Origin of the sequence: Pseudomonas sp. nanlin1 (assembly GCF_045571515.1) — a bacterium.
GTDB lineage: Bacteria > Pseudomonadota > Gammaproteobacteria > Pseudomonadales > Pseudomonadaceae > Aquipseudomonas.
On the sequence record NZ_CP124218.1, the window covers coordinates 3,659,422 to 3,683,411 of the forward strand.

Genomic DNA, 23,990 nt, shown 5'->3' on the forward strand with positions numbered 1-23,990 from the left:
CAAGCCATGGACGAACTCGAACTGCCCTTCCAAGCCCCCTTCGACTGGCCGCGCATGCTGCGCTTTTTTCGCGGCCGCGCCAGCGCTGGGGTGGAGGTGGTCGAGGGCGACAGCTACCTCAGGACGATCGAATGGCAAGGCGACGGCGGCCTGTTGCGCGTGCGCCTGGACCCGCAACACAACTGCCTGATCGCCAGGATCGATGGCCCGGCGAGCCGCCATCTGGGCGCCCTGCAACCCAAGCTGAGCACATTGTTCGACCTGCACACTGACCTGCATCAGGTGCACGCCGCATTGGGCCAAGACCCGTGGCTAAAGCGCCTGCTGGCCCAGGCGCCTGGGCTGCGGATCCCCGGCGCTTGGTCCGCCTTTGAACTGGTGGTGCGGACCATCGTCGGCCAGCAGGTCAGCGTCAAGGCCGCGACGACCATCACCGGGCGCCTGGTGCAACGGGCCGGGCGCCCGCTGGAGGTCCCTGGGCACCCTGCCGTGGCCTGGCAGTTTCCAACCCCCAGCGCCCTGGCTGCGGCCAATCTTGACCTGATCGGCATGCCCGGCAAACGCGTGGCGGCGCTGCAAGGCTTCGCCCACGCGGTCGCCGAGGGCCGCCTGGCGATCGATGCCTGCAGCGACCCAGGCGACCTGGCGCAGTTGCGCAAGGCCCTATTAGACATGCCCGGCATTGGCCCCTGGACCGTCGAATACACGGCCATGCGCGCCTGGCGCGACACGGATGCCTGGCCCGCCAGCGACCTGGTGCTAATGCAGGCCATTGCCCGCGAACATCCGCTGGCGCTGAAACTCCCGCAACAGGCCATTCACAGCGCCGCCTGGCGCCCTTGGCGGGCGTATGCGGCCATGCATGTGTGGAATGAGCTGGCGGACCAGGCCGGCGTGCAGCGGGGCGGATAGCCTACGGGTGCTTGGCAGAGACTTTTGCAAAACATTTCTGCAGCACAATAGGCTGAACTATTAGGTCGGCGACGCGATCATTTCCTATGCGCAGTCAATGCGACCCCTGGGTCGCTAAACGATAAGGAGTCGCCGTGACCGTTACCGCCCCCCTCACCTACCGCCACACGCCCAGCCCATTGCACGCCATCTTGCTTGCCGGGGCCGTGCCTTTGTTTCTCGGTGGGTTGCTCAGTGACATTGCCTACTCAAATACCTATCAAATCCAATGGGCCAACTTCGCCGCCTGGCTAATCGCCGGCGGGCTGCTGTTCGCTGGTTTGGCGCTGGTGTTTGCGCTGGTCAACCTGGTACGTGCGGACCACAAGGCCGGACGACCAGTGCTCTACTTCCTGCTGCTCTTGGTGACCTGGGTGCTGGGGCTGGTGAACGCCTTCGAGCACGCCAAGGACGCTTGGGCCGTGATGCCCTCAGGCTTGATTCTATCGATCGTGGTCACGGTACTGGCCTTTATCAGCGCCTGGACCGGGCTGAGCAACTTGCGCAATGGAGGTGCCCAATGAAGTACTCAGGCGCTCTGACTGTTTTGAGCATGGCGCTGCTGGTCAGCGCCTGCGGTGGCGAAGCCGACAGCACCCAAGCCCGTGGCCCGGACCCGAAACTGCCCGAGCCACAACGCGGCCTGCTGCCCAGTATGAAGATTGCCGAACCCGTGGCGTGGGGTGATCAAAAACCCAAGGTCCCTGAAGGTTTCAGCATCAGCGCAATTGCCACCGACTTGAAGATCCCACGCCAAAGCCTGGTCCTGCCCAATGGTGACATCATCATTGCCGAAGGCCGCGGTGGTAGCGCTGCCAAGCTCAAGCCCAAGGACGTGATCGCCAGTTACATCAAGGCCCAGGGTAATACCCAAGTCAAAGGCGGCAACCGCCTGACCCTGCTGCGCGATGCTGACGGCGATGGCACCTATGAGCTCAAGACGGTATTCGCCGAGAACCTCAACGCGCCTTACGGCCTGGCATTCGCCGACGGCAAGCTGTATGTGGCCAACCAGGACGCGCTGGTGCGGTTCGACTACAGCGACGGCCAGACCAAAGCCAACGGCGCGCCGACCAAGGTTACCGACCTGCCTTCGGCGATCAACCACCATTGGACCAAAGCCCTGACCGTCAGCCCCGATGGACGCTACCTGTACGTGGGGATCGGCTCCAACAGTAACGTCACCGAACGCGGCATGGAGGTCGAGATCGACCGCGCCATGGTCTGGCAGATCGATGCCGCCACCGGCGCCCACAAGCCGTATGCCACGGGCCTGCGTAACCCCACCGCGTTGACTATCCAGCCCGACTCCGGGCAATTGTGGACCGTGGTCAATGAGCGCGATGAGCTGGGCCCTGACCTGGTTCCCGACTATCTGACCTCGGTACGTGAAGGCGGCTTCTACGGCTGGCCCTACAGCTACTGGGGCCAAAACGTTGATTCCCGCGCGCAGCCGCAGAACCCGGACAAGGTCGCCGCCGCGATCAAGCCTGATTACAGCCTGGGTTCCCACGTCGCGGCACTGGGGGTGGACTTCTCCCTGCCGGCCATGGGCGAGAAATTCGCCGATGGCGTGTTCGTGGGTGAACACGGCAGCTGGAACCGGGACAACCCGGTGGGCTACAAGGTGATCTTCGTGCCCTTCCGCGATGGCCGCCCGGCCGGCGAGCCGATAGACTTCGCCACCGGTTTCCGTGGCGACGACGGCAAAACCCGAGGCCGGCCGGTGGGCGTGACCGTCGACCCGAAAGGGGCGCTGATCATCGCCGATGACTTGGCCAATACCGTCTGGCGCGTAACGCGTAACCGCTAACGCGCTACAGCGGGCGGCCTGCAACAGGCCGCCCGTTCCCCGCTTAAGGCTTGGCCACGTAGCCTGGCAACCCCTCTACCCTTTCCAACCAGGCGCACACGTGGCGGTACGGCTTTAAGTCAACCCGCCCTTCTGGTGCCAGCACGACATAGGGATAAACCGCGCAATCGGCAATCGACGGCCGGCCGATGGCAAGCCAATCATGCTGCGCCAAATGGCGGTCGAGCCATTCAAGCACCCCTGGCGCCATGGCCAGTGCTGCCGACTGATCCAGCCCATAGCCGAACTTCTCCACCAACCTGGCCGCACACAGGCTGTGCTGAATTTCGTTGGCCGCAAAGGACAACCACTGCACGATGTCGGCCTGGCCTTGAGGATGATTGGGCCACCAGGCCAACCCCCCGTATTCCCCCGCGAGGTACACTAAAATCGCTTGGGAATCGCGCAGGGTGAAGGGGCCGTCTTGCAGGATGGGCAGTTGACCCAGGGGGTTGAGGTCGATCAACGGCGGCTGTTTGTGCGCACCGTTGACGAAGTCGACGGCAATCACCTCTAGGTCGATATTGGCCAGCCCAGCAAACAGTCGGGCTTTGTAGCAGTTGCCTGAAGCGTCGAGGTCATAGAGTTTCATGCAGCACCTGTGTTGAGCAGTTGGTTGAATTCCAGCACGTTGCCGTCTGGGTCACGAATGAACAGGGCGACCCGCCGCGGCCCAATAGGGTGAGGCCCCTCGGTGATAACGATGCCTTGCTGGTCGAGCCAGGCTTGTAACGCGGTCAAGTCGTCGACGATAAAAGCCGGGTGGGTTATGCCGGGCAGTTTCACCGGGGCATCGAGCAGTGTGTTGTAAGCGTTCGGTAGGCTTGCGCCATTGAAAATCAGGTTGATCCGAACCCCATCGGGGCTGAGCATTTCATTGGCCTCGAACCGGGCAAAACGTGCGGTTTCAGCGAAGCCCAAGGCTTGATAAAACGCCAGGGCGCGGCTTTCATTGCTGACCCGAATACCGATATGGTCGTATGCAAGAATTCGCGCCGGGTTGGCTGGCCGGTTCATAGTGTCGAAGCTCCAGTGAACGTTGGGAGCCTGCAGTGTGAACGGCCGCCCGCGTCACACCTATGGCGTAGACCTGACAACACCTATGCATTCATCGCACTAATCCGAAGGTGGCCATGGACAAGCTCAAGGCAATGAGCAATTTCGTTCGCATCGTCGACAGCGGCAGCTTGAGTTCAGCGGCCCAGTCGACTGGGCAGTCGGTGGCGTCGTTGGTGCGCTCGCTGGCGGCCCTGGAACGCTACCTGGGGGTGCGCCTGTTGAACCGCACGACCCGGCGCATGGCCCTGACCGACGAAGGCGAAGCCTACCTAGGCTGGAGCCGGCGCATGCTGGCCGACTTCGACGGCATGGAACAGCAGTTGCAAATGCGTGACGGCAAAGTCCGTGGCCTGTTGCGCATCACCGCGCCGATAGAGTTCGGCCAGCGCTTCATTGCCCCATTGGTCAATGGGTTCCTGCAGGCCCATGGCGACATGGCGGTGGAGTTGAGCCTGGATGACCACATCGTGCCGCTGGTGGATCAGCGCCTCGACATCGCCTTGCGTATCGGCCACTTGCCCGACTCGGCCATGGTCGCGCGACAGGTCGGCACGACCCGCCTCGTCACTTGCGCCAGCCCGGCCTACCTGCAAGGGGCTGCCCATCTGGATAGCCCGGCGGCATTGGCGGCGCACCCGTGCATCGTCCTTAATTCACAAGGCCGGCAGTGGTATTACCAGGACGACGGCAAGGAATGCCTTCAAGACATCGTGCCAAGGCTGCAGTGCAATCAGGTGCGCTCGGCGCGCCTGGCCTGCGTGGAAGGCTTGGGGATTACCCGCTTGATGCATTATCAGGTGGCTGATGAACTGGCCCAGGGGCGTCTGATTCGGGTACTGCAGCGCTTCGAAACGGCGGACATACCCATCCAGCTGGTCTACCCCCATGGGCTGCAACTGTCACCGCGGGTCAAAGCGTTCGTCGACTGGGCCCAGCCCCAACTGGAGCGAATAATCCCCAACCCCGCCAGCCCAGCCACCTGCGGTCAACCATCTGTATGTCTGCTGTAGGAGGGGGCTTGCCCCCGATCTTCTGCCCCTGCCAACACAATCCAATAGTTGACCGCTAGGTCATCTATCCCTAGGGTAGCCGACCCTGTTCCAGCCCGAGTTGACTATGACCGCCCGTTCTAAACTGCCCCCAACCGTGTATTTGTTGGGGCTGACCATTTTTTCTCTGGTGACCGCCGAGTTTATGATCGCCGGGATGATGCCGGCTCTGGCCGACGCGTTTTCCGTGAGCCTGGCGCAGGTGGGCAACTTAATCGCGTTTTACGCCCTGGGCATGGCGCTGGGCGGCCCCCCGGTCACGGTCTTGCTGCTGTCCAAAGGCATCAGCAATCAGCGTGCACTGGTGGGGCTGCTGGCGATCTACGTAGCCGCCGGCGCCTTGGCTGCCGCCGCGCCGAGCTATGCAGTGCTGGCCCTGGCGCGGGTCATCATGGGGGTGGTGAGCGCGGCCTGTATCGGCCTGTGCATGACCGTTTGCGCCAGCCTGGCAGCGCCTGAAGCCCGCGGTCGAGCGGTATCGGTGGTGCTCGGCGGGCTGATGCTCTCGCCCGTGGCCGGGGTGCCCATGACCGCCTGGATCGAGCACCACTATGGCTGGCGCGCCAGTTCCTGGCTGGTGGTGCTGCTGGCCCTGGCCTGTACCGCGCTGGTCGCGACACTGCTGCCCAAGGGCGAGCCAGGCAGCGAGCCCGCGCTGGGCCGGCAATGGGCCGACCTGAAGAGCCGCAGCCTGTGGGCCGCCTACGCCACCAGCGGCTTGATCATCGGCGCCACGTTCGCCGCATTCAGCTACTGCACGCCGATCCTGATCGAAGAAGTCGGCATCGCGCCGGGCAATGTGGCCCCTTGGCTGGCCCTGTATGGCGTGGCTAACCTGGTCGGCAACATGCTGATCGGGCGTATCGCCGACCGCCACACCATGGCTGCATTGGGCTGGGGCCTGGGTGTGATGGTATTGGCACTGGGCGGTTTCGCCCTGGCCGGCGACCTGCGCTGGTTGAACCTGAGCTGTTTTATCGCCCTGGGGTTGACCGGCGTCGCCCTCAATCCGGCCATGGTCGCCCGGGTGATGCGCGCGGCCGAACCCGGTGCGCTGGTCAATACCCTGCACACCTCGGTGATCACCGCCGGGTTAGCCTTTGGAAGCTGGGCCGGCGGCACCGCCATCGACGCCGGCTACGGCCTGCGTGCGCCCTTGTGGGTGGGGGCCGGCATGGCCCTGCTCGGGCTGCTTAGCCTGGCCCGGCCAGCGGCCGCTCGGCGGGTGGCCACCTCGCTTAGCCAATGACCTGCGCGTACACCGCGCGGTCCACATTGCCGCCGGAGAGGATCACCCCCACGGTTTTCCCGGCCATCGCCTCGCGCTCTTGCAGCAGCGCCGCCAGGGCGGCGGCACCGGCGCCTTCCACTAGGTTGTGGGTATCGCTGTAGTACACGCGCATGGCTTCGGCAATCTGCTCTTCGCTCACCGCAACGATGCGCGCCGCACCCGCCGCGTATACGGCGAACGCCGCCGGTATGGGCCGGCGCACGGCAAGGCCGTCGGCGAAGGTATTGGCCGAGGCGGTTTCACACAACGCGCCGCTGTCGAACGAGCGCTTGGCGGCATCCGCCTGGCTCGACACCACCCCCACCACCTCGGTGTTCAAGCCCAAAGCATCACGCACGGCGATCACCCCACACACCCCCGAGCCACAACCGATTGGCACGTAAACAGTGTGCAGCGGCGGCGCCGCGCCAAACAGCTCCAGTGCATAGCTGGCAACGCCCTTGACCAGCTCATCGTGATAGGGCGGAACCAGGTACAGCCCCTGCTGTTCGGCCTGGCGCGCGGCCTCTTCGCGGGCTTCGTCGAAGTCCTGGCCATGTTCGATGACCTCACCACCAAAGCCACGCATGGCGTTGTTCTTCTCCACCGAGTTGCCCCGCGGCACCACGATCAGCGCGCGCAGCCCCGAAGCCGTGGCGGCCATGGCGAGGCTTTGCCCGTGGTTGCCGCGGGTGGCGGTGACAATCCCACGGACCGTGGGGTGAGTCTGTTTCAGCCAATGCATAAAGGTGATGCCACCGCGCACCTTGAACGCGCCGGTGGGGGTATGGTTTTCATGCTTGACCCACACCGTACAGCCCAACCGTTGGGCCAGTAGCGGCCAAGGGTACTGGGCGGTGGCGGGCATCACTTGGTAAACCAAGCGGGCAGCAGTTTCAAGGGCGTCGCGGGTTAATCCATGCATGGCGTGGCTTCCTGATTTTTTTCCGCAGTATAGGCACAGTGGCGCGCAAGAGGGTCAAGCCGGCCGTGATTCAGGCCGGCAGCACAATGTAGTCATTGCCCTGCACCACCCCCCTATGGGGGCCTTGCACCAGATGGATATAACGGCCGCTCACGCAATCGATAGGCAGGCAGTCGTCAACGTCCAGCAGCGCATCGGTGTGCGGCTTGTGCCAATGGCGGAGCATCTGCTGCTTGCCCTTGGCTTTGGCCTCGGCTTTGTTTTGCGCCACCACCAACAGGTAATGGTGCGCCTCGCCAAACGTCTGCTTTTCATAACCTCCCAGGTTGATAAAGTACAAACGCGGTGCGTCCGGCCGTGGCGCCAGCGGGCTGAGTTCGACTTTCCATTGGTCGACGCCATCGACCTGCATCCAGGCATCGACGTGCAAGCCTGCGGGGCTGCCGAACCAACCTTGGCGTAGCTCGGGGTAAGCCGCCGCCAGGCTGTCGGCAACCACGAAGACCACGTCGTGCACTTCGATTTTGGCTTGCGGGTGCTTGCCGCCCAGCATGACTACCCACAGCATCGAAGGCTCCTCGCGGCCTGCACCAAGCGGGGTTGACGCCCCATCACGCCGGCACCGGTTCGCTGAAGCGGATACGGTTGCCGAATGGGTCAGTCACGGTCATCACGTGGCCCCAGTCGAGTTGTTCAATTTCAGGTTTCATGAAGCGATACGCCTTGGCGATCAGTTCCCGCTGCAGGGCTTGAACGCCACGCATGGTGACAAAGGTGCAGCTACCAGGGCTGGCATCGCCATGGTGTTCGCTCAGGTGTAGCGTTAGGCCCGCGCGCGAGACCTGCATGTAAAGGGGCATGTCCGCGCCAAAACGGTGTTCCCAGTCGAGCTGGAAGCCGAGAAAGTCCAGATAGAATTCCTTGGCTTTGTGGGTATCGAACATGCGCAAGATCGGCGCCGTCTGGGTGAACGCAATGCCCGCCTCGCTCAGACTGGGCTGGCCGTCCAAGCGCTTTTTCATAAAGTAACGTTGGTGCCCTGGCGGGTGTTCCGGCAATTCGCCAAAGACGCTGAAGCCCAGGCGCAGGTAAAAGTCCAACGCCTGGAATGAAAAGGTGTCGAGCCAAAGGCCCACGCACCCGCGTTGCCGAGCGATGTCTTCGGCCATATTCATCAGCTGGGTGCCCAGGCCTTGCCCACGGGCGACCTCCGGTACGACCAGCATCTCGATAAACAGCCACTGGCCAAACACGCTGGCATCCAGGCCACCAATGGCCTGCCCGGCTTGGTCCTTGATGAGCAACGCGATTTTTTCCGGGTCGGCCAAACCTGCAGCGGTTTGGTTATACGCCCGCAACGGCGTTAAGATCGCTTGGTGGTCCGCCTCACTCGGCGCGTCCATGACTTCAATGTTCAAGCTCACTGCATTCCTCGCTCGCTGGCTTCTGTAAAGTGGCAGGCCATAGTAGCCGTTTTGGCAAAAGCATAACCGGGAGCCCCTATGAAAGTTGGCGTGATTTCCGATACCCACGGCCTGCTTCGTCCTGAAGCCATCGCGGCACTGGCCGGTTGCGAGCGAATCATTCACGCCGGCGACATCGGCAGCCCGGAGATTCTTCAGCAACTGGCGGCCATCGCCCCGCTGCAGGTGGTGCGCGGCAACAACGACCTGGACGCGCCGTGGGCGGCCGAGTTGGCCGATGAGCTGCACTTCGACCTGGCGGGCTGGCAAACGCTACTGGTGCACGACATCGCCGACGTGCCAGCGCAGCTCGACGCTGCGGTGCGCCTGGTGATCACCGGCCACTCCCACCAGCCGAAGATCCAATGGCGCGGCGAGCGGCTGTACCTCAACCCTGGCAGCGCCGGGCGCCGGCGTTTCAAATTGCCGGTCACCCTGGCGCTGCTTGAGGTGGGGGACACGGCGCTTGAGCCGCGGTTGGTCGCCCTGCTGGAATAAACCTGCCACGGAGAACACCGGCATGCTGATTGCCCATCTATCGGACCTGCACATCAGACCCCAGGGCATGCTCTACCAAGGCCTGGTCGACTCCAATAGCCAGTGCCAGCAAGCCATCGAGCATCTCAACGGGCTGTGGCCTCGGCCGGATGTGGTGATCGTCAGCGGCGACCTGGTGGACGAAGGCTTGCCCGCCGAATATGAGATGGCCAGAACGCTATTGGACCGCATCGAACAGCCGCTGCTGTTGATCCCCGGCAACCATGATGACCTCACGCTGTTCAAAGCCAGCTTCGCCCAGCGCATGCCCATGGCTGGCACTGGGCCCGCCCACTTTGTCGCCGGGAGCCTGGGCCCGGTGCGTATCATCGGCCTGGACATCAGCGTGCCCGGCGAGCACCACGGCGACATGACGCCAGCGGCTCAGGCCTGGCTCGACGCGACCCTGGCCCAGGAACCCGAGCGCCCGACCCTGGTGATGCTGCACCAGCCGCCGTTTCTCAGCGGCATTCCCTATATAGACACCTACGCGTGCCGCAACGGCCAACGGCTGGCCGAGGTGTTAGCGCGGTACCCGGCGGTCGAGCGAGTGGTATGCGGGCACATTCACCGGCACATGCTATTGCGTTTCGGTGGCACCCTACTGTGCACGGCGCCCAGTACCACCACCGCCATTGCTTTGCGCCTCGATGCCCAGGCTGAGGCGGCGTCCTATGTGGAGCCACCGGCCCTGCTGCTGCACCATTGGAAAGCGGACACCGGGCTGATCACCCATTGGGTACCCATCGGCACTTTTGCCGGGCCGATGGCGTTCGCTTGAGGGGTGTAAAGCGCGCAGGTCAGCCATTTATCACCATGCCTCAAAGGAGCTATACATGTTTCAGATAGATTGGCTGGATCGGCACATGGTCCACTGCAACTTAATGGCGGAGTGGGTCTATCAAGCATTCCCTTATGAGTATGCCGAGCAAACCTTGGCCAGTTGGCAACAGGTGTTTGCCGATGGTCAGCACGATGGGCAGTGGAAGTGTTTGATCGCTATGGCGCAGGGCCAACTCTTGGGCGGTGCCACATTGGCACGCAGCGACTTGGAGTCCCGACCCGAGCTGGGCCCTTGGCTGGCCTGTGTCTACGTCACCCCAGCCGCCAGGCGCCGGGGTATTGCGGCACGGCTGATCGAGGGTATTTGCGAACAGGCACAGGCAACCGGTAGTCCCACGCTGTATTTGCATACCTACGATCAACGCGATTACTACCGCACGTTGGGCTGGCAAGTGGTGGAGCCATTCGAGGCGTGGGGGCGGGTGCACTGGCTAATGTCACGCAGCCTGAATGCAGACTATCAGCGCCCCTAAACGGGTGGTTTCGCTCCCCCAAAATGACAAAAACCACTACCCTGCCTGCTCGTAAAGCTGTGCAGCCTCTGTGTAGAGCCCTCGTGAATAAACACCAGCTTGAGCAACAGCAAATCCCGATCTATTTCGCCGCGGTCGCGGCAGCAGCCGTGGGCGGCCTATTTGCCCCAGGCATAGCCCCAAGCCTAAGCACCCTCGTTACCCCGGCCATCGCCGTATTGATGTATGCGATGTTCCTGCAAATCCCCTTTCTCGACCTGCGCCAGCGCTTGGGCAACGGGCGTTTTATGGCCGCTTTGCTCATGGCCAATTTCGTTTTAATCCCGCTGCTGGTCTGGGCATTGACCCAAGGTCTGAGCGGGCACCCGGCCATTTTCGTCGGCGCGTTGCTGGTGCTGTTGACGCCTTGCATCGACTACGTAGTGGTGTTCACCCACCTTGGCAAGGGTGACGCGCGCCTGACATTAGCCGCCACGCCTGTATTGCTGTTGCTGCAACTGCTGCTGTTACCCCTCTACCTTGCCGTGATCGTGGGCCCCAGCGCAGCGGCCGTGATCGCGGTCGGCCCCTTCGTTGAGGCTTTTGTCCTGCTGATCGCCCTACCACTGCTGCTGGCAGTCGCCAGTGTCGCAGGCGCCAAGCGCTCGCCCCTGCTGGCACGCTGGAACAGCGCCTGGGCCTGGATGCCAGTGCCCGCCATGGCGGCGGTGTTGGTGGTGGTGGTCGGTGCGCAAATTGCTGCGCTGGCGAGTGACTTCGACCGCTTACTGCCGGTTATTCCGGTTTACCTGGCCTTTGCCTGCCTTGCCCCGCTGGTAGGGGCTGCCGCGGCGTGGGCCTGCAAACTGCCGCCCGCCGCTGCCAGGTCCGTCGCGTTCAGCGCGTCGACGCGCAATTCCCTGGTGGTACTGCCGCTGGCCCTGGCGCTGCCGGAGGATCTACGCGGGCTGGCCGCGGCGGCCGTAATCACCCAGACCCTGGTCGAGCTGGTGGCGGAGCTGCTGTATATCCGCGTGGTTCCTACCTGGATTTGGCCTAAAGCCTAGCCGAATGCTGCGGTGTGCACGAAGCAGAGCTTGTTGCCCTCTGGGTCTCGACAGTAAGCCGCGAAGAAGTCTTGGCCATACTGCGGCCGCAACCCGGGCGGGCCCTCGTCGCCCGCGCCATGGTCCAGCGCGGCCTGCCAGGCGGCTCGTACCTGCGCTTGGGTGTGGGCGGCAAAACTGACCTGCACGCCATTGCCGCAGCTCGCCGGTAAACCATTGAACGGCTGCTGCACGTAAAACTGCGGCCAACGCTGGTCGGGCCGCTGGAAACCTGCGCCAGCCGGGCCGCCATCGTGTTCATCGGGCATACGCACCAAGCCCAAATGCGACAGCACGGCCTGGTAAAAGGCAACCATGGCCGCGAGGTCACGCGCGCCGATTTGGATATGGCTGAACATGCTTTTCTCCACAGGCGGCTGCACCGCGATACGGTTCGTCAGGCACGTGATGCCTGCGGGGTTTGGTTGAATCATAGTCGCCAACCCACCGAATGGCACTGGCTCACAGCTCTATGCTAAGCGCTAAATGTTATTGGTTTTCTGTTTCTTATAGCCATAAATTATCTTCGTCAGCGCCATAGTGGCGCTCCAGCACCTTGCCTCAGATGCAGCGGTGCCATTGGCGAGGAGTCCAACGTGAAACGCACCATCAAAGCTTTGTTACTCGCAGTCGCAACCGCTGGCGCCGCGCAGACCCATGCCGCAGATATCGTCATCGGCTACCAGACCGGCGTGGATCCGTCGAAAGTGGCCCAAGTTGACGGTAGCTATGAAAAAGCCATTGGCGAGAAACTCGACTGGCGTCGCTTCAACGCAGGCCCCGAAGTGGTCACCGCCCTGGCCTCCGGTGACGTACAGATCGGTAACCTGGGTTCCAGCCCGCTGGCTGCCGCCACTTCGCGCAAATTGCCGTTGGTGACCTTTCTCGTTGCGGCGCAGATCAACGCCGCAGAGGCCCTGGTGGTGCGCAACGGCAGCGGCATCGATAAGCCGGAGCAATTGATCGGCAAAACCATTGCCACGCCCTTTGTGTCGACATCCCACTACAGCCTGCTGGGCGCCCTCAAGCACTGGAACATCGACCCAAGCCAGGTGAAGATCGTCAACCTCAACCCGGCTGAAATCAACGCTGCCTGGAAGCGTGGCGACATCGACGGGGCCTTTGTCTGGTCGCCGGCGCTTGGAGAAATCAAGCGAAACGGCAAGGTGCTCACCGACGCTGCCGAAGTGGGTAAATGGGGCGCGCCGACATTCGAAGTCTGGGTGGCGCGCAAGGATTTCGCCGAGAAGCATCCTGAAGTGCTGGCCAAGTTTGCCGGTGTGACCCTCGCTGCTTTTGCCGATTACCAGGCCCATGCCGGCCAATGGACCGCCGACTCGGCCCAAGCGAAAAAGATCGCTAAGCTGATCGGTGCCAACGCTGCCGACGTTCCCGAACTGCTCGCCGGCTCCGCCTACCCGAACGCCCAACAACAGCTCAGCGCCGACCTACTCGGTGGCGGTACGGCCAAGGATATCGCCACCACCGCCGAATTCCTCAAAGAGCAAAAACGCATCCCTGCGGTGTTGCCGGATTACTCGGGGTATGTGAGCAGCGAGTACGTGCGCCAGGCCCAATAAGCGCCCGCAGTACATCCAAACCGGGTTTTGCCCCTCCTCGCAGGGGCCTTTTTACACCACGAGGTATGCAGCATGAGCCGACTGAACGCCGAGCGCGCCCACCTTAGCTTCAACCGCCGCGGCCAGCGCCAAGTCATTCTGGAGGGCTTCGATCTGCAGGTCGACAAAGGCGCGTCGGTGGTGGTGCTCGGCCCGTCCGGCTGCGGCAAATCCAGCCTGCTGAACGTGCTGGCCGGTTTCCAGCCTCTAGACAGCGGCCGGGTGCACATCGACGGGCGCACCCTGGAAGGCCCGGGCGGAGAACGCGGCGTGGTGTTTCAGGATGACGCCCTGATGCCCTGGCTCAACGCCCTCGACAACGTCGCCCTGGGCTTACGCTTACGCGGCCTGAGCAAAGCACAACGGCACGCCCGAGCGCTGCAAGTGCTGGAGCTGGTGGGCCTGGCCAGCCATGCCCAGCATCGCATCAGCGAGCTGTCCGGCGGGCAGCGTCAGCGCCTGGGTTTGGCTCGCGCACTGGCCGTCGACCCCGACTTTCTGCTGCTCGATGAACCCTTTGGCGCCCTCGATGCGCTGACCCGCGAGCGCATGCAGTTGCTCTTGCTGGATGTCTGGAAACGCACCGGCAAGGGCTTGTTCCTGATCACCCACAGTGTGGACGAAGCGCTGTTTCTCGCCACTGACCTGATCGTGCTGGACGGCCCGCCCGCGCGCGCGGTGATCCGCCGCCAACTGCCGTTCGCCCGCCGTTATCTCGCCGGTGAAGCGGTGCGTTCGATCAAGAGTGACCCTGCTTTTGGCCAATTGCGCCAAGAGCTGCTGGATATCTTCCTGCACGAGGCTGCCGACCATGCCGTCTGAAGTATTGCGTTCCACGCCCACGGTCCAGAGCCGCCGCTTTGCCATCGACCGGCGCCGCGTCGCCGCCTTTACGACCCTGGCAGGTCTGGCCACGCTCTGGTGGCTGGCCACGCATTTGGGCTGGGTCGACACGGTGTTCCTCCCAGCCCCCGAGCAACTGCTGGTGGCGCTGCAGAGCCTGCTGCAGGACGGCTACCTGGATGTCACGCTCTGGCAGCACATCGGCACCAGCCTTTGGCGCGTATTGATCGCCCTACTGGCTGCGGTACTCACCGCCGTGCCCCTGGGGTTGGCCATGGGCTTGAACCCGACCCTCAACGCTGCGCTCGACCCTCTGGTGGAATTCTATCGGCCGATCCCGCCGCTGGCTTACCTGCCGCTGATGGTGATCTGGTTCGGCATTGGCGAGCTGTCCAAGGTGCTGCTGATCTACCTGGCGCTGTTCGCGCCGCTGTTGATTGCCACCGTTGGTGGCGTGCGGCGGGTCGATAAGGCGCGTATCCAGGCGATTCGCTGCCTGGGCGCGAATCGCCTGCAGGTGGTGCGCCATGTGATCCTGCCCAGCGCCCTGCCGGATATCCTCACGGGCCTGCGCATCGCCTTGGGCGTTGGCTGGTCGACGCTGGTAGCGGCCGAACTGATTGCCGCCAACCAGGGCCTGGGCTTTATGGTGCAGTCCGCCGCGCAGTTTCTCGCCACCGACGTGGTGGTAGTCGGCATCCTGCTGATTGCCTCGATCGCCTTGGCCCTCGAGCTTGGCCTGCGGGCGCTGCAAAAACGCTTTGCCTCGTGGAGCTAAGGTAATACCCGCTAAGGGTGGTTTTGTTCAATACCGCCCCACGCCCCAGGGCTACCGTCAGCACTCGATGACTAACGGAGTAGCCCGATGCTAAGTGTATTGATTTCCATGGCCGCCTTTGCCCTGGCCGCTTCCATTTCGCCGGGGCCGGTGAATATTCTGGCGCTCAGTTGCGGCGCGCAGTTTGGCCTGGGCCCCAGCTTGCGCCACGTGCTGGGGGCCACAGCGGGCTTTGTGTTGTTGCTGTTGTTCACCGGCTTTGGCCTGCATGAAGTTTTGCAACAGTGGCCGGTGCTGACGGACGTGGTGCGCTGGGCCGGGGTGGTGTTTCTGTTGTACCTGGCCTGGAAACTTGTGCGCGATAACGGCCAAGTGAATGTCACCGCAGCGACCCGCGCGCCCTCCTTCACCCAGGGTGCTCTGATGCAGTGGCTGAACCCCAAGGCCTGGCTGGCCGCTATCGCGGGCATGGGCGCTTTTGTGGCCGATGGCGAAGGTGTAATGATCTGGGTGTTCGCACTGATCTACTTCGTAGTGTGCTATGGGTCCGTGGCCAGTTGGGCCTTCGCTGGCGCGTATATGGGCCGGTACCTGCATAACCCTCAGCGCGTTCGCCTGTTCAACCGCTGCATGGCAGCGCTGCTAGTTGGCTGTGCACTGTCTCTGCTGATTTATTGAGGCTTGTATTGGCCAGGCGTCGCCGCCAAGTGCTTTTTGAACACCCGCTGAAAGTGCGCCTGGTCGGCAAAGCCGGTGTCCAGGGCGGTCTGGGCGATGGAGGCGCCTTGGCGCAGTTGGGCCTGGCCGTGCTGGATGCGCCGGTTGATCAGGTAGGCATGGGGCGTCATGTGGTAGTGCTGCTCGAACGCGCGGATCAGGTACGCCTCCGATAGGTTGGCGGCTTCACAGATATCGGCTAGCCGCAGCGTCTGCAGAAAGTGCTCGTCGATGTACTTGGCTGCGCGGGTCACTTTGGGGTTGACGCCTTTGAGCGCCAGCGGCGCACCGCCGAGCAGGCGCTGCAGCTCCACGAAGAAGGCAACGGCCGCCTCGTGCTTGGGCAAACTCGCCTGAGCCGGATCGACCAGTTGCCCATACAGCGCCAGCAACGCGCGAAACAATGCCGGTGACTGGCAGTAACTGGCGGCCAACGGCTGGAACGCTTGCCCCCCGTTGCCCTCTTCGTCACTGTGCTGAACCGCCGCTAGCCACTGCGCATCGACATACATCATCACGTAGGACCAGGGCTGATCATCGATCGGATTACAGGCGTGGACCTCGCCCGGGTTCATCAGCACCACGCTGCCCGCGCTGATGGTGCGAGAGGTTTTCTCGTGCAGATAGGTGCTGGTGCCCGCCACCACGGCGCCAATGGAGAACACCGTGTGGGAGTGGCGGGCATAGCAAACCTGGCGGCCATCCTCTACCCAACGCGCCTCGATAAAAGGCAGCTGCGGGTCTCTCCAGAACTTGGGCGCGGTATCGGTGGACATCACAGCATTAGCCTCCCTTTACAGTCATTGGAGCAGCACCCGCCGCGGTCAAAACAGGTGCTTGGAAATAAGCTTGGATATCTCGATCATGGAGGTCTTGCCGGTGAATTCGAATTTCACTTTGCCCAGTGACGAGAAGTAGATTTCCAACTCAGAGTCCAAGTCAAAAGTGCCTGAGGTCTCGACAGAATAAGCCACGATGTTTTTGTACGGCAACGAAGTGAAATCCTTTTTGCTCCCCGTCAGCCCTTGCACATTGACCGCGATAATCCGCTTGTTGGTGAACACTACACCGTCACGCATGGATTTATAGGCATCGATGACCTGCTCGTCATCCAGCAACAGGGCACTTACGCGGTCGGCGTATTCGTTGTTCTGCTTGAGCTTGAAAAAACCTTTGTTGTTGAAATCGATCATGCCTACAGCCCTCTGTTTTGCACCGAGAAACATCAACCCTTCGGGGCTTTTTCGCGGCGCATCTGGATCGTCAAGGTAAAGCGGTCGTCGGGGTGTAAGGTCTCTGACACCACCATTAGCGCACCGCTGTCGTCACGGTAGTGACGTTGAATGTTGAGCCCCGGCGCGCCCTCTTGGGCGTTCAGCTCGCGGGCTATCTGGGCACTGAGCAGCACCGCGCGGACCTGCTGGTCGACCACATCGATATGCAGCCCATAGTGCTGCTCGATCAAGGCCGCAATCAACTCGTCGGGGTGTTGTTCGGCCAGTTCGATGACGTCTGCATACGCTTTGGGGGCGTACACGTCAGTCCAGCATAACGGCGCGGTGGGGTGGTCTTGATCGACGCGAATGCTCGACACGCAAAAGTAGTGCTCGCCCGGGTTCAAACCCAAGCGCCGGGCCTGGGCGGTGTCGGCCACGAAATGCTCGATGCGCTGGATACGCCGCACCTGGGTTTCAGCCAGGTGCACCAGGTCTGACACCGAGGCCAGCGATTGCGAATACCCGGCGCGGGGGGTTGCCGCCTCCACTCGCGTACCTACGCGCTTGCGCCGCGACACCAGGCCCTGGCTCTGTAATTGGCCGATGGCCGCGCGCACCGTGTGGCGGCTCACATCATACAGCTCACACAACTCGAACTCGGTGGGTAACAGCGTCCCCACTGGATAGCGCCCGCTGGCAATGCCCTCAATCAGGTGCTTGGCCACTTCGGCATAGCGCGTCTGGCTCATTCCTTTCGTCAGCCCCGTGGCGTTGTCGAGTTGACAGTGTATCAGTGTCGGCGTAAATAATATGTACGTACATAATAATATGTACGACCAATAACAACATATCAGGTAATGCCTATGTCCAGCACCGTCTTTGACTCCGCCCTGTTTCGCGACATGTTCGGCACCGCCGAAATGCGCGGTGTGTTCTCCGACCAAGCCCTGATCGAGCGCTACATTGAGGTTGAAGTGGCCCTAGCCCGAGCCGAAGCGCGCTGCGGGGTGATTCCAACCGACGCCGCCGAGCAAATCGCCGCGCTGGCCCAGTATGGGTCTCTGGACCTAGCGCACATGCAGCATGAAACCGAAATCGTCGGTTACCCGATATTGCCGCTGGTGGAGCAACTGTCGAGCTTGTGCGGCGAAGCCGGGCGCTACGTGCATTGGGGTGCGACCACCCAGGACATCATGGACACGGCGGTGGTCTTACAGGTACGCGCCGCTCTGGCCCTCGTTGAGCGAGATATCCAAGCGTTGCGGGGCCTGCTCGCGGGGCTCGCCCAACGTTACCGTGATACCCCCATGGCCGGCCGCACGCACTTGCAGCACGCGCTGCCGATTACGTTCGGCTACAAGTGTGCGGTCTGGTTGAGCATGTTCGACCGCCACGCCGAACGCCTGGTCGAACTGCGACCGCGGGTCGAGGTTGGGCAGTTTGCGGGCGCGGCGGGCACTCTGGCTTCGCTGGGCGACAAAGGCCTGGAGGTGCAGCAAGCGCTGATGGCAGAGCTCGGTTTGGGCGTGCCTCAAGCTACCTGGCACGTAGCCCGCGACGGCCTGGCGGAAACCCTGAACTTCCTTGGCCTGGTGACCGGCTCCCTGGGCAAGATCGCCCTGGACGTGATGATGATGATGACCAGCGAGCTCGGCGAGGTGTATGAGCCCTTCGTCAAAGGCCGAGGCGCCAGCAGCACCATGCCGCAAAAGCGCAATCCGATTTCCTGTGAATTGATGTACGCCGCGGCCAAGGGCGTGCGTCAGCACGCTGGGCTGATGCTCGATGCAATGATTCAGGACTTCGAGCGCTCCACCGGGCCGTGGCAGGCGGAATGGATCGCCATCCCCGAAGCCTTTGCCCTCAGCGGTGCATCCCTGGCCCAAGCGAAGTTCATGTTGGCGGGCCTGGAAGTGAAACCCGAGCGCATGCGCAAGAACCTCGACATGACCCAGGGTTTGATCGTTGCCGAAGCCGTGATGATGGGGCTGGCCCCTGCCCTAGGCCGCCAAGTCGCCCATGACGTGGTCTACGCCGCCTGCCGCCTGGCCAATGACCAAGGCTTGAGCCTGCTCGACGCCTTGCTGGCCCAGGGCGAAGCCACCGCGCAGTTAGACCTCGATACCCTCAAAAATCTGACCGACCCCGCGCAATACCTGGGCCTGGCCCCACAGATGGTGGACCGGGCCTTGGCTCGCGAGGGCTCGGTCAAGCGCTAGGTTGTAGCCCGCTGGTCACTCGTCCCCCAATAACAACAACGAGACCTCCTACATGTCCATTCAGAGCAAAAAACCGTTCTACAAGGACCTGACTTTTCAGGTGATAGCCGCCATGGTGCTAGGCATTGCCTTTGGCTTCCTGGCGCCGGAGTGGGCTGCCAAGTTCAAGATTCTCGGCGATATTTTTCTCAAGCTGATCAAAACTGCCGTGGCGCCCCTGGTGTTTTTCACCGTGGTGCACGGTATTGCTTCGGCGGGCGATATCAAACGAGTGGGTAAGGTCGGCCTGCGCGCATTGATCTACTTCGAAGTGGTGTCCACCCTGGCCCTGGCCATTGGCCTGGGTTGGGGCAATCTGCTGGACATCGGCTCCGGCATGCACGATGCCCACCCTAGCAGCGCAACCGCCGCCGCAGCGACGGCCGCTTTGGCGAAAAGCAGCTCGCCTGCGTCCACCATGGACTTCATCTACGGGATATTCCCGGACAACTTCGTCGGCGCCTTCGCTGGTGGACAGTTGCTTCAGGTGCTGGTCATTTCCGTGTTGTTCGGCTTCGCCTTGCTGGCGCTGGAGGCAAACAAACGTGCGGTCATCGAGGAAGGCTTGAGCCGTATATCCGAATGTTTTTTCGAGTTCATCAACCTGATCATGAAGTTCGCCCCACTGGGCGCCTTTGGCTCCGTCGCCTACGCCGTGGGCAGCAATGGCACTGCGGTATTGATGTCCTTGGCCAACCTGGTGTTGATGTTCTACGTGGCCGTCGCTTTCTTTATCTTCGTGGTACTGGGCATCGTGTGCCGCCTTGCCGGGTTCAGCCTGTGGCGGTTCCTGCGCTATATCAAAGATGAAGTGTTTATCGTGCTGGGCACGGCATCGTCAGAAAGTGCACTGCCCCGGCTGCTGCAAAAACTCGAGAAGTTCGGCTGCTCCAAACAAAGCGTGGGCTTGGTGTTGCCCACCGGCTATGCCTTCAATCTGGATGGGACGTCGATCTATATGTCGCTGTGCGTGCTGTTCATCGCCAACGCCTACGGCGTGCCTCTGAGCTGGGAGCATCAGCTGGGCATCATCGCAATCATGCTGGTGACCTCCAAAGGCGCCGCAGCGGTATCCGGAGGTAGCTTCGTGGTATTTGCCGCAACGGTAACGGCCGTGGGGGTGTTGCCGACCGAAGGCTTGGCCTTGCTGTTCGGCGTCTACCGTTTCATGTCCATGGCGATTGCCACCTGCAATACCATCGGCAATAGCGTAGCCACAGTAGTGGTCGCCAAATGGTCAGGCGAGTTTACCGAGCAGACCGCCCAGGCCGAATACGCCCGGGTCCTCGGCCGCCAACCCCAGGCAGCGCTATAGGCACGTCGCCAGGGCCGCCCAACGCCGGTCAGCCAACCCGTCCTGACCGGCGGTGACATAAAACTCGACCGTGGTCGCCCCGGCGCGCGGCTGGATATCGGCAAAATATTCAACGCCGCGGGTATATACGGTCAGGCGGCCGGAGCTGGCGCTGTGCAAAAAGGCTTCGGTCTCGCTCCCGAAAAGATCCTGGTTTTGCCAGGTGAATTCGCTGCATTGGGCCACCTGTTGCGGGCTCTTGGCGCTGGTCAGGGTCTTGTAGGGCTGCCCTGCTCGGGCATGGTCCATACTCTGCCCAGCACAGCCGGCCAAGCCTATCGCTATCGCCAGCACGGCAAATTGGCGCTTCATGGCGTCGCTCCTCGCTAAAAGCCCGTCACTCTAGCGACGGGCCCCGCCTGGGACAAGCAGGGCAGCCTCAGGATGCCTGTTTGTAGCGCAACCAGACTGCCCCACCCTCTTGCACGTCCGCCGCAGTGAGGGTCAGGTAAGCCGGCTGGGTCCAGGCCTTTGGCGCCACCTCGAACGAGGCCGGATGCTCACCGCGACCATCGATCAACGGCAAAATGATCACGCTCACTTCATCGACCAGCCCGGCATTGACGAACGCGCCACTGACATGGGGCCCGCCTTCGACAATCAGCCGTTGCGCGCCCAGTTCCTTGGCGAGGATATCCACGACCCGTTGCAGGTCGATCTCCCGCTCGCCGGCAAAGATATAAGACACCTTGATCGATTGCAGGTAGGCCAGGTAGTCGTCACTCACCGCTTCGGTGACCACTTCGACCACGTGGGAATCGAGGGCTTGGTTGCTCTTCCAGGCCACCTTGCCATGGGGGTCGATCGACACCGCGTACTTGGCCGCATCGCGATCGGCAAAATAGTGCGTGCGGGGGATGGGCGAGCGCGCCAGCCCTTTGGGGTAGGTGTCGCCATGGGAGATTTCCTGCATGGTCACCCGCCCACAGATCCAGGCATCGAACGCGAATCGTTCGGCCAATTTTTCATACAGCGTATTGGCGTCTTTCATAAATGGGCGCGCCCAACCGTCGGTCAAGGCATGGCCGTCGAGGGAGGACATCATGTGGCAAATAATATAGGGCTTCATGCAGGCTCCGGAACGTGGCAGTTAACACTTAATGCCGACCGGAGGTTTCCTGCGCGAGTTCAAAAGATTGCAGGCCGCCTGACGGCGGCCATGTTCTGATTCAAGAGGTGGTGCGGCCGACATAACGCCGGCGGTTCAAGCGCAAGCCCAACTTGGCAATGCCATTGGCGCGAGCGTCCTGTGGCGAGTCCACCGCGTCCATAAAGCTTTTGAGGGTGTCGATATCGGGCAGTTGGGTCAGGGACACGTTGATTGCGCCCTGACTATCGCTCAGGTCCGGCAGCTCCAGCTCGGCACTTTGATACAACAGGGCATGCCGGATTTCCGGGTTGCCCTGGCAAAAACGCGGCAGGTCGACACCCGCCCGGCGGGCCAGGTCGCTGTTGGCGATAAGCAGGTCAAACGGCTCTATCGCACTTTCGACCATAGTCAGGAGCTGCTCGAAGGAATGCACGGGCGCCACCCGAAAGTAGCCCAGGCGGTTGAGCATCTGCTCCAGGTGCAAGACCTGCTCGTGGCGTTCGGCAGCTAGAAGAATTCGTAACGATTTGGTCGGCATGATCGGAGTCCGAGCTGGGTGAACGCGAAGGACGATCCGTGACCACTGCATCGTCGCTGCCGAGCTGACCGAAGGTCGAGCCCGGGCCGGGCCGGTCAGCTATCCAATGACCGCAGAATAACGGGCTAGAGCATACACGGGCCCGGCCCGGCTGGGCATACCGACTATCGGACAGAAATTGCGTTTTAAGATATATCGGCTAAAGGGGTGCCGACTCACGCATTCGCAGCCGGCAATGTTTCATCGCATTGACGATGTTTTTTTCCACGACGCTGCGCGACACATTCAGACGTTCGGCGATTTCTATATAGGAGAGGCCTTCGAGCTTGCGCAGTAAAAAACTCTGCCGGCAGGGTTCGCTCAGCTCGGCCAGCGCCTTACTGAGCAGGTCCAGTTGTTGGTGGTGATCCATGGACGCCTGGGGCGGGGCCATGAAGAAACGCTCGTCGAGGTCTAACACCTCCAGCGGCTCGGCCTTGCGCCGCAGGCTGCGGCGGTGGCCGTCGATCACCAGGTTGAGCGCGGTCTGGTAGAGGAACGCCCGTGGATGCTCGATGGCCGTCGTGGCATCCCGCTCGAGTACGCGTACACAGGCATCGTGGGCGATGTCTTCGGCCGCGTGGCGATTGCCCAGGCGTGCGCTCAGGAAGCCCACCAATTCGCGGTAATAGTTTTCTAAAAGGGCACCGGGAGAGGACATCGACGGCAACTTCCTTGACGGTTCGATAGCGGAGCGCAAGTACGCCAGCACATGATGGCACCTCGTGATAACACGAATTATAATGATTCTCAAAAATATAAGAACCCCGCAGCCTAAGTTTCCACGGCCCAACAGTTAAATTTCTCTGCCGCAGGTGCGTCTTACTGGCAGTTTCCTCTGCCCGGAACCCTGCATGAGTCGTCCCCGCCAGCCCCGCCGCGCCCTGCTTACGCTGCTTTGCCTGATCCCGCTGCTCACTGCGGCGACCTGGCAATGGCTGCCGCACGCTGCGGGCGAGCGCCCTACCGTTGCCGTCGGCCGCGCCGACATTGAAGCCAGCGTAACCGCCCTCGGCACCCTGCAGCCCAGGCGTTACGTCGATGTCGGCGCCCAGGCCTCCGGGCAGATCCGCAAGCTGCATGTTGAAGTGGGCGACGAAGTCACCCAGGGCCAGCTCCTGGTCGAGATCGATCCAGCTACCCAGCAAGCGCGCTACGACGCCGAGCGCTATGCCATCGAGCAGCTCCAGGCCCAGGTGCGCGAGCAACAGGCCGAACAACGCTTGGCCCAGCAACAGTGGCAGCGCCAACAGCGCCTGGCCGCCGATGGCGCGACCCGGGCGGAGGAGGTGCAAAGCGCGCGCGCCAAACTCGACACCACCCAGGCCCGCGTCGATCAGCTAAAGGCTCAAGTGCTGCAAGCCCAGGCCAGCATGCGCAGCGCCGAAGCAGAATTGGGCTACACGCGTATCTATGCACCCATGAGCGGTACCGTGGTCGCGGTCGATGCCCGTGAAGGGCAAACCCTCAATGCCCAGCAGCGCACCCCGCTGATCCTGCGCATCGCGCGGTTGTCGCCCATGACCGTTTGGGCCGAGGTGTCCGAGGCGGACATCGGCCAGATCAAGACCGGCATGCCGGCCTATTTCACCACCCTGGGTGGCAATCAGCGGCGCTGGCGCAGCACCGTGCGGCAAATCCTGCCGATCCCGCCCAAGCCGCTGGAACAACTCAGCCAGGGTGGCGGCAGCCCAACCGCCGCCGGCCAAGGGGCGAATAACCGGGTGGTGCTGTACACCGTGCTGCTGGACGTCGACAACGCTGATAACGCTCTGCTCGCGGACATGACCGCCCAGGTCTTCTTCGTTGCCGGTAGCGCCAGCAACGTCCTTACCGCTCCGATTGCCGCGTTGCAACAGCAGCCCGGCGAGTCGGGCCGGCAGATCGCGCAAGTGTTGCGCGAAAACGGCCAGGTCGAGCAGCGCCCGGTGCGTACCGGGCTCAGCGACCGCCTGCGGGTGCAAATCCTCGACGGCCTGCATGAGGGCGAGCGCCTGCTGATCGGCCCTGCGGCCGGTCATGAGGGCTGA

29 protein-coding genes are annotated in these 23,990 nt (G+C 62.4%); 16 read left to right on the plus strand and 13 right to left on the minus strand.

The genetic code is table 11. The features are described from left to right. Positions 1–6 precede the first annotated feature (6 nt). The 3 genes from QCL65_RS17010 to QCL65_RS17020 all read left to right on the plus strand — a co-directional run bounded on the left by QCL65_RS17010 (position 7) and on the right by QCL65_RS17020 (position 2,764). Positions 7–912 carry a DNA-3-methyladenine glycosylase family protein gene (locus QCL65_RS17010; protein WP_407310727.1) on the plus strand — a complete coding sequence of 302 codons (906 nt, stop codon included), beginning with the start codon at positions 7–9 and terminating at the stop codon, positions 910–912. 134 nt (positions 913–1,046) lie between these two features. Continuing rightward, positions 1,047–1,475 carry a DUF2231 domain-containing protein gene (locus QCL65_RS17015; protein WP_407310729.1) on the plus strand — a complete coding sequence of 143 codons (429 nt, stop codon included), beginning with the start codon at positions 1,047–1,049 and terminating at the stop codon, positions 1,473–1,475. Further along, on the plus strand, positions 1,472–2,764 hold the full coding sequence (locus tag QCL65_RS17020; RefSeq protein ID WP_407310731.1) for a PQQ-dependent sugar dehydrogenase: 1,293 nt from the start codon (positions 1,472–1,474) through the stop codon (positions 2,762–2,764). Before QCL65_RS17015 ends, QCL65_RS17020 begins: the two co-directional genes overlap by 4 nt. Before the next feature lie 43 nt (positions 2,765–2,807). On the opposite strand, the gene QCL65_RS17025 is transcribed toward QCL65_RS17020, so the two are convergent. Together QCL65_RS17025 and QCL65_RS17030 are read right to left on the minus strand one after the other, a co-directional pair. Further along, positions 2,808–3,395 (minus strand): glutathione S-transferase family protein, encoded by a 588-nt coding sequence (locus tag QCL65_RS17025; protein ID WP_407310733.1) that lies wholly within the window; start codon positions 3,393–3,395, stop codon positions 2,808–2,810. Continuing rightward, positions 3,392–3,820: a VOC family protein gene (locus QCL65_RS17030; protein ID WP_407310735.1), complete on the minus strand. Its 429-nt coding sequence runs from the start codon at positions 3,818–3,820 to the stop codon at positions 3,392–3,394. Before QCL65_RS17030 ends, QCL65_RS17025 begins: the two co-directional genes overlap by 4 nt. Positions 3,821–3,936: 116 nt before the next feature. Between QCL65_RS17030 and QCL65_RS17035 the strand changes: the two genes are divergently transcribed. Next, positions 3,937–4,872, plus strand: coding sequence for a LysR family transcriptional regulator (locus tag QCL65_RS17035; protein WP_407310737.1), 936 nt, complete (start codon positions 3,937–3,939; stop codon positions 4,870–4,872). A gap of 106 nt (positions 4,873–4,978) precedes the next feature. After that, positions 4,979–6,160 carry an MFS transporter gene (locus QCL65_RS17040; RefSeq protein WP_407310739.1) on the plus strand — a complete coding sequence of 394 codons (1,182 nt, stop codon included), beginning with the start codon at positions 4,979–4,981 and terminating at the stop codon, positions 6,158–6,160. Here QCL65_RS17040 and QCL65_RS17045 read toward each other — a convergent pair. From QCL65_RS17045 to QCL65_RS17055, 3 genes are all read right to left on the minus strand, one after another. Then, on the minus strand, positions 6,150–7,106 hold the full coding sequence (locus QCL65_RS17045; RefSeq protein WP_407310741.1) for a threonine dehydratase: 957 nt from the start codon (positions 7,104–7,106) through the stop codon (positions 6,150–6,152). The genes QCL65_RS17040 and QCL65_RS17045 overlap by 11 nt on opposite strands. Before the next feature lie 70 nt (positions 7,107–7,176). Then, entirely contained in the window at positions 7,177–7,674 is a 498-nt protein-coding gene (locus QCL65_RS17050; RefSeq protein ID WP_407310743.1) for a DUF1543 domain-containing protein, read from the minus strand. 43 nt (positions 7,675–7,717) lie between these two features. Then, positions 7,718–8,530 carry a glyoxalase superfamily protein gene (locus tag QCL65_RS17055; protein WP_407310745.1) on the minus strand — a complete coding sequence of 271 codons (813 nt, stop codon included), beginning with the start codon at positions 8,528–8,530 and terminating at the stop codon, positions 7,718–7,720. 78 nt (positions 8,531–8,608) lie between these two features. Between QCL65_RS17055 and QCL65_RS17060 the strand changes: the two genes are divergently transcribed. The 4 genes from QCL65_RS17060 to QCL65_RS17075 all read left to right on the plus strand — a co-directional run bounded on the left by QCL65_RS17060 (position 8,609) and on the right by QCL65_RS17075 (position 11,468). Further along, positions 8,609–9,067, plus strand: a complete 459-nt coding sequence (locus QCL65_RS17060) for a metallophosphoesterase family protein (protein ID WP_407310747.1) — start codon at positions 8,609–8,611, stop codon at positions 9,065–9,067. A gap of 22 nt (positions 9,068–9,089) precedes the next feature. Continuing rightward, positions 9,090–9,887, plus strand: coding sequence for a phosphodiesterase (locus QCL65_RS17065; protein ID WP_407310749.1), 798 nt, complete (start codon positions 9,090–9,092; stop codon positions 9,885–9,887). Positions 9,888–9,942: 55 nt separating this feature from the next. Next, a complete protein-coding gene (locus QCL65_RS17070) occupies positions 9,943–10,422 on the plus strand; it encodes a GNAT family N-acetyltransferase (RefSeq protein ID WP_407310751.1) in 480 nt (159 codons plus the stop codon). Between the two features lie 83 nt (positions 10,423–10,505). Further along, positions 10,506–11,468, plus strand: coding sequence for an arsenic resistance protein (locus QCL65_RS17075; protein WP_407310753.1), 963 nt, complete (start codon positions 10,506–10,508; stop codon positions 11,466–11,468). On the opposite strand, the gene QCL65_RS17080 is transcribed toward QCL65_RS17075, so the two are convergent. Continuing rightward, a complete protein-coding gene (locus QCL65_RS17080; protein WP_407310755.1) occupies positions 11,465–11,866 on the minus strand; it encodes a VOC family protein in 402 nt (133 codons plus the stop codon). The genes QCL65_RS17075 and QCL65_RS17080 overlap by 4 nt on opposite strands. A gap of 237 nt (positions 11,867–12,103) precedes the next feature. Between QCL65_RS17080 and tauA the strand changes: the two genes are divergently transcribed. The 4 genes from tauA to QCL65_RS17100 all read left to right on the plus strand — a co-directional run bounded on the left by tauA (position 12,104) and on the right by QCL65_RS17100 (position 15,425). Next, positions 12,104–13,087 carry a taurine ABC transporter substrate-binding protein gene (tauA, locus tag QCL65_RS17085; RefSeq protein ID WP_407310757.1) on the plus strand — a complete coding sequence of 328 codons (984 nt, stop codon included), beginning with the start codon at positions 12,104–12,106 and terminating at the stop codon, positions 13,085–13,087. Between the two features lie 72 nt (positions 13,088–13,159). Further along, a complete protein-coding gene (locus QCL65_RS17090; RefSeq protein ID WP_407310759.1) occupies positions 13,160–13,948 on the plus strand; it encodes a taurine ABC transporter ATP-binding protein in 789 nt (262 codons plus the stop codon). Beyond that, positions 13,938–14,747, plus strand: a complete 810-nt coding sequence (gene tauC, locus QCL65_RS17095) for a taurine ABC transporter permease TauC (protein ID WP_407310761.1) — start codon at positions 13,938–13,940, stop codon at positions 14,745–14,747. Before QCL65_RS17090 ends, tauC begins: the two co-directional genes overlap by 11 nt. 108 nt (positions 14,748–14,855) lie before the next feature. Next, positions 14,856–15,425 carry a LysE family translocator gene (locus QCL65_RS17100; protein WP_407316901.1) on the plus strand — a complete coding sequence of 190 codons (570 nt, stop codon included), beginning with the start codon at positions 14,856–14,858 and terminating at the stop codon, positions 15,423–15,425. Here the strand turns inward: QCL65_RS17100 and QCL65_RS17105 are convergent. The 3 genes from QCL65_RS17105 to QCL65_RS17115 are packed head-to-tail and all read right to left on the minus strand — an operon-like array spanning position 15,419 to position 17,430. Beyond that, positions 15,419–16,240, minus strand: coding sequence for an AraC family transcriptional regulator (locus tag QCL65_RS17105; RefSeq protein ID WP_407310763.1), 822 nt, complete (start codon positions 16,238–16,240; stop codon positions 15,419–15,421). The genes QCL65_RS17100 and QCL65_RS17105 overlap by 7 nt on opposite strands. A 48-nt stretch (positions 16,241–16,288) precedes the next feature. Continuing rightward, positions 16,289–16,657 carry a PH domain-containing protein gene (locus QCL65_RS17110; RefSeq protein ID WP_407310765.1) on the minus strand — a complete coding sequence of 123 codons (369 nt, stop codon included), beginning with the start codon at positions 16,655–16,657 and terminating at the stop codon, positions 16,289–16,291. Between the two features lie 32 nt (positions 16,658–16,689). Beyond that, positions 16,690–17,430, minus strand: a complete 741-nt coding sequence (locus QCL65_RS17115; RefSeq protein WP_407310767.1) for a GntR family transcriptional regulator — start codon at positions 17,428–17,430, stop codon at positions 16,690–16,692. Between the two features lie 114 nt (positions 17,431–17,544). Between QCL65_RS17115 and QCL65_RS17120 the strand changes: the two genes are divergently transcribed. Together QCL65_RS17120 and QCL65_RS17125 are read left to right on the plus strand one after the other, a co-directional pair. Beyond that, positions 17,545–18,900 (plus strand): adenylosuccinate lyase family protein, encoded by a 1,356-nt coding sequence (locus QCL65_RS17120; RefSeq protein WP_407310769.1) that lies wholly within the window; start codon positions 17,545–17,547, stop codon positions 18,898–18,900. A 52-nt stretch (positions 18,901–18,952) separates the two neighbouring features. Next, positions 18,953–20,254: a cation:dicarboxylate symporter family transporter gene (locus tag QCL65_RS17125; RefSeq protein ID WP_407310771.1), complete on the plus strand. Its 1,302-nt coding sequence runs from the start codon at positions 18,953–18,955 to the stop codon at positions 20,252–20,254. Here the strand turns inward: QCL65_RS17125 and QCL65_RS17130 are convergent. The 4 genes from QCL65_RS17130 to QCL65_RS17145 all read right to left on the minus strand — a co-directional run bounded on the left by QCL65_RS17130 (position 20,249) and on the right by QCL65_RS17145 (position 22,621). Next, positions 20,249–20,605 carry a hypothetical protein gene (locus QCL65_RS17130; RefSeq protein WP_407310773.1) on the minus strand — a complete coding sequence of 119 codons (357 nt, stop codon included), beginning with the start codon at positions 20,603–20,605 and terminating at the stop codon, positions 20,249–20,251. The two genes, QCL65_RS17125 and QCL65_RS17130, sit on opposite strands and share 6 nt — an antisense overlap. Positions 20,606–20,672: 67 nt before the next feature. Continuing rightward, entirely contained in the window at positions 20,673–21,362 is a 690-nt protein-coding gene (locus tag QCL65_RS17135) for a RibD family protein (RefSeq protein WP_407310775.1), read from the minus strand. Between the two features lie 100 nt (positions 21,363–21,462). Beyond that, positions 21,463–21,921, minus strand: coding sequence for a histidine kinase (locus QCL65_RS17140; RefSeq protein ID WP_407310777.1), 459 nt, complete (start codon positions 21,919–21,921; stop codon positions 21,463–21,465). 199 nt (positions 21,922–22,120) lie between these two features. Then, on the minus strand, positions 22,121–22,621 hold the full coding sequence (locus tag QCL65_RS17145) for a sigma-70 family RNA polymerase sigma factor (protein WP_407310779.1): 501 nt from the start codon (positions 22,619–22,621) through the stop codon (positions 22,121–22,123). Positions 22,622–22,814: 193 nt separating this feature from the next. Here QCL65_RS17145 and QCL65_RS17150 point away from each other — a divergent pair, with 193 nt between their 5' ends. Continuing rightward, positions 22,815–23,990, plus strand: a complete 1,176-nt coding sequence (locus tag QCL65_RS17150) for an efflux RND transporter periplasmic adaptor subunit (RefSeq protein ID WP_407310781.1) — start codon at positions 22,815–22,817, stop codon at positions 23,988–23,990.

What these genes read in the sequence shown, in the direction of transcription:
- QCL65_RS17010 (WP_407310727.1), top strand. Translation starts at nt 7, where the DNA reads ATGGACGAACTCGAACTGCCCTTCCAAGCCCCCTTCGACTGGCCGCGC.
- QCL65_RS17020 (WP_407310731.1), top strand. Translation starts at nt 1,472, where the DNA reads ATGAAGTACTCAGGCGCTCTGACTGTTTTGAGCATGGCGCTGCTGGTC.
- QCL65_RS17025 (WP_407310733.1), bottom strand. Translation starts at nt 3,395, where the DNA reads ATGAAACTCTATGACCTCGACGCTTCAGGCAACTGCTACAAAGCCCGA.
- QCL65_RS17030 (WP_407310735.1), bottom strand. Translation starts at nt 3,820, where the DNA reads ATGAACCGGCCAGCCAACCCGGCGCGAATTCTTGCATACGACCATATC.
- QCL65_RS17035 (WP_407310737.1), top strand. Translation starts at nt 3,937, where the DNA reads ATGGACAAGCTCAAGGCAATGAGCAATTTCGTTCGCATCGTCGACAGC.
- QCL65_RS17040 (WP_407310739.1), top strand. Translation starts at nt 4,979, where the DNA reads ATGACCGCCCGTTCTAAACTGCCCCCAACCGTGTATTTGTTGGGGCTG.
- QCL65_RS17045 (WP_407310741.1), bottom strand. Translation starts at nt 7,106, where the DNA reads ATGCATGGATTAACCCGCGACGCCCTTGAAACTGCTGCCCGCTTGGTT.
- QCL65_RS17050 (WP_407310743.1), bottom strand. Translation starts at nt 7,674, where the DNA reads ATGCTGTGGGTAGTCATGCTGGGCGGCAAGCACCCGCAAGCCAAAATC.
- QCL65_RS17060 (WP_407310747.1), top strand. Translation starts at nt 8,609, where the DNA reads ATGAAAGTTGGCGTGATTTCCGATACCCACGGCCTGCTTCGTCCTGAA.
- QCL65_RS17065 (WP_407310749.1), top strand. Translation starts at nt 9,090, where the DNA reads ATGCTGATTGCCCATCTATCGGACCTGCACATCAGACCCCAGGGCATG.
- QCL65_RS17070 (WP_407310751.1), top strand. Translation starts at nt 9,943, where the DNA reads ATGTTTCAGATAGATTGGCTGGATCGGCACATGGTCCACTGCAACTTA.
- QCL65_RS17080 (WP_407310755.1), bottom strand. Translation starts at nt 11,866, where the DNA reads ATGTTCAGCCATATCCAAATCGGCGCGCGTGACCTCGCGGCCATGGTT.
- QCL65_RS17090 (WP_407310759.1), top strand. Translation starts at nt 13,160, where the DNA reads ATGAGCCGACTGAACGCCGAGCGCGCCCACCTTAGCTTCAACCGCCGC.
- tauC (WP_407310761.1), top strand. Translation starts at nt 13,938, where the DNA reads ATGCCGTCTGAAGTATTGCGTTCCACGCCCACGGTCCAGAGCCGCCGC.
- QCL65_RS17100 (WP_407316901.1), top strand. Translation starts at nt 14,856, where the DNA reads ATGGCCGCCTTTGCCCTGGCCGCTTCCATTTCGCCGGGGCCGGTGAAT.
- QCL65_RS17105 (WP_407310763.1), bottom strand. Translation starts at nt 16,240, where the DNA reads ATGTCCACCGATACCGCGCCCAAGTTCTGGAGAGACCCGCAGCTGCCT.
- QCL65_RS17110 (WP_407310765.1), bottom strand. Translation starts at nt 16,657, where the DNA reads ATGATCGATTTCAACAACAAAGGTTTTTTCAAGCTCAAGCAGAACAAC.
- QCL65_RS17115 (WP_407310767.1), bottom strand. Translation starts at nt 17,430, where the DNA reads ATGAGCCAGACGCGCTATGCCGAAGTGGCCAAGCACCTGATTGAGGGC.
- QCL65_RS17120 (WP_407310769.1), top strand. Translation starts at nt 17,545, where the DNA reads ATGTCCAGCACCGTCTTTGACTCCGCCCTGTTTCGCGACATGTTCGGC.
- QCL65_RS17125 (WP_407310771.1), top strand. Translation starts at nt 18,953, where the DNA reads ATGTCCATTCAGAGCAAAAAACCGTTCTACAAGGACCTGACTTTTCAG.
- QCL65_RS17130 (WP_407310773.1), bottom strand. Translation starts at nt 20,605, where the DNA reads ATGAAGCGCCAATTTGCCGTGCTGGCGATAGCGATAGGCTTGGCCGGC.
- QCL65_RS17135 (WP_407310775.1), bottom strand. Translation starts at nt 21,362, where the DNA reads ATGAAGCCCTATATTATTTGCCACATGATGTCCTCCCTCGACGGCCAT.
- QCL65_RS17140 (WP_407310777.1), bottom strand. Translation starts at nt 21,921, where the DNA reads ATGCCGACCAAATCGTTACGAATTCTTCTAGCTGCCGAACGCCACGAG.
- QCL65_RS17145 (WP_407310779.1), bottom strand. Translation starts at nt 22,621, where the DNA reads ATGTCCTCTCCCGGTGCCCTTTTAGAAAACTATTACCGCGAATTGGTG.
- QCL65_RS17150 (WP_407310781.1), top strand. Translation starts at nt 22,815, where the DNA reads ATGAGTCGTCCCCGCCAGCCCCGCCGCGCCCTGCTTACGCTGCTTTGC.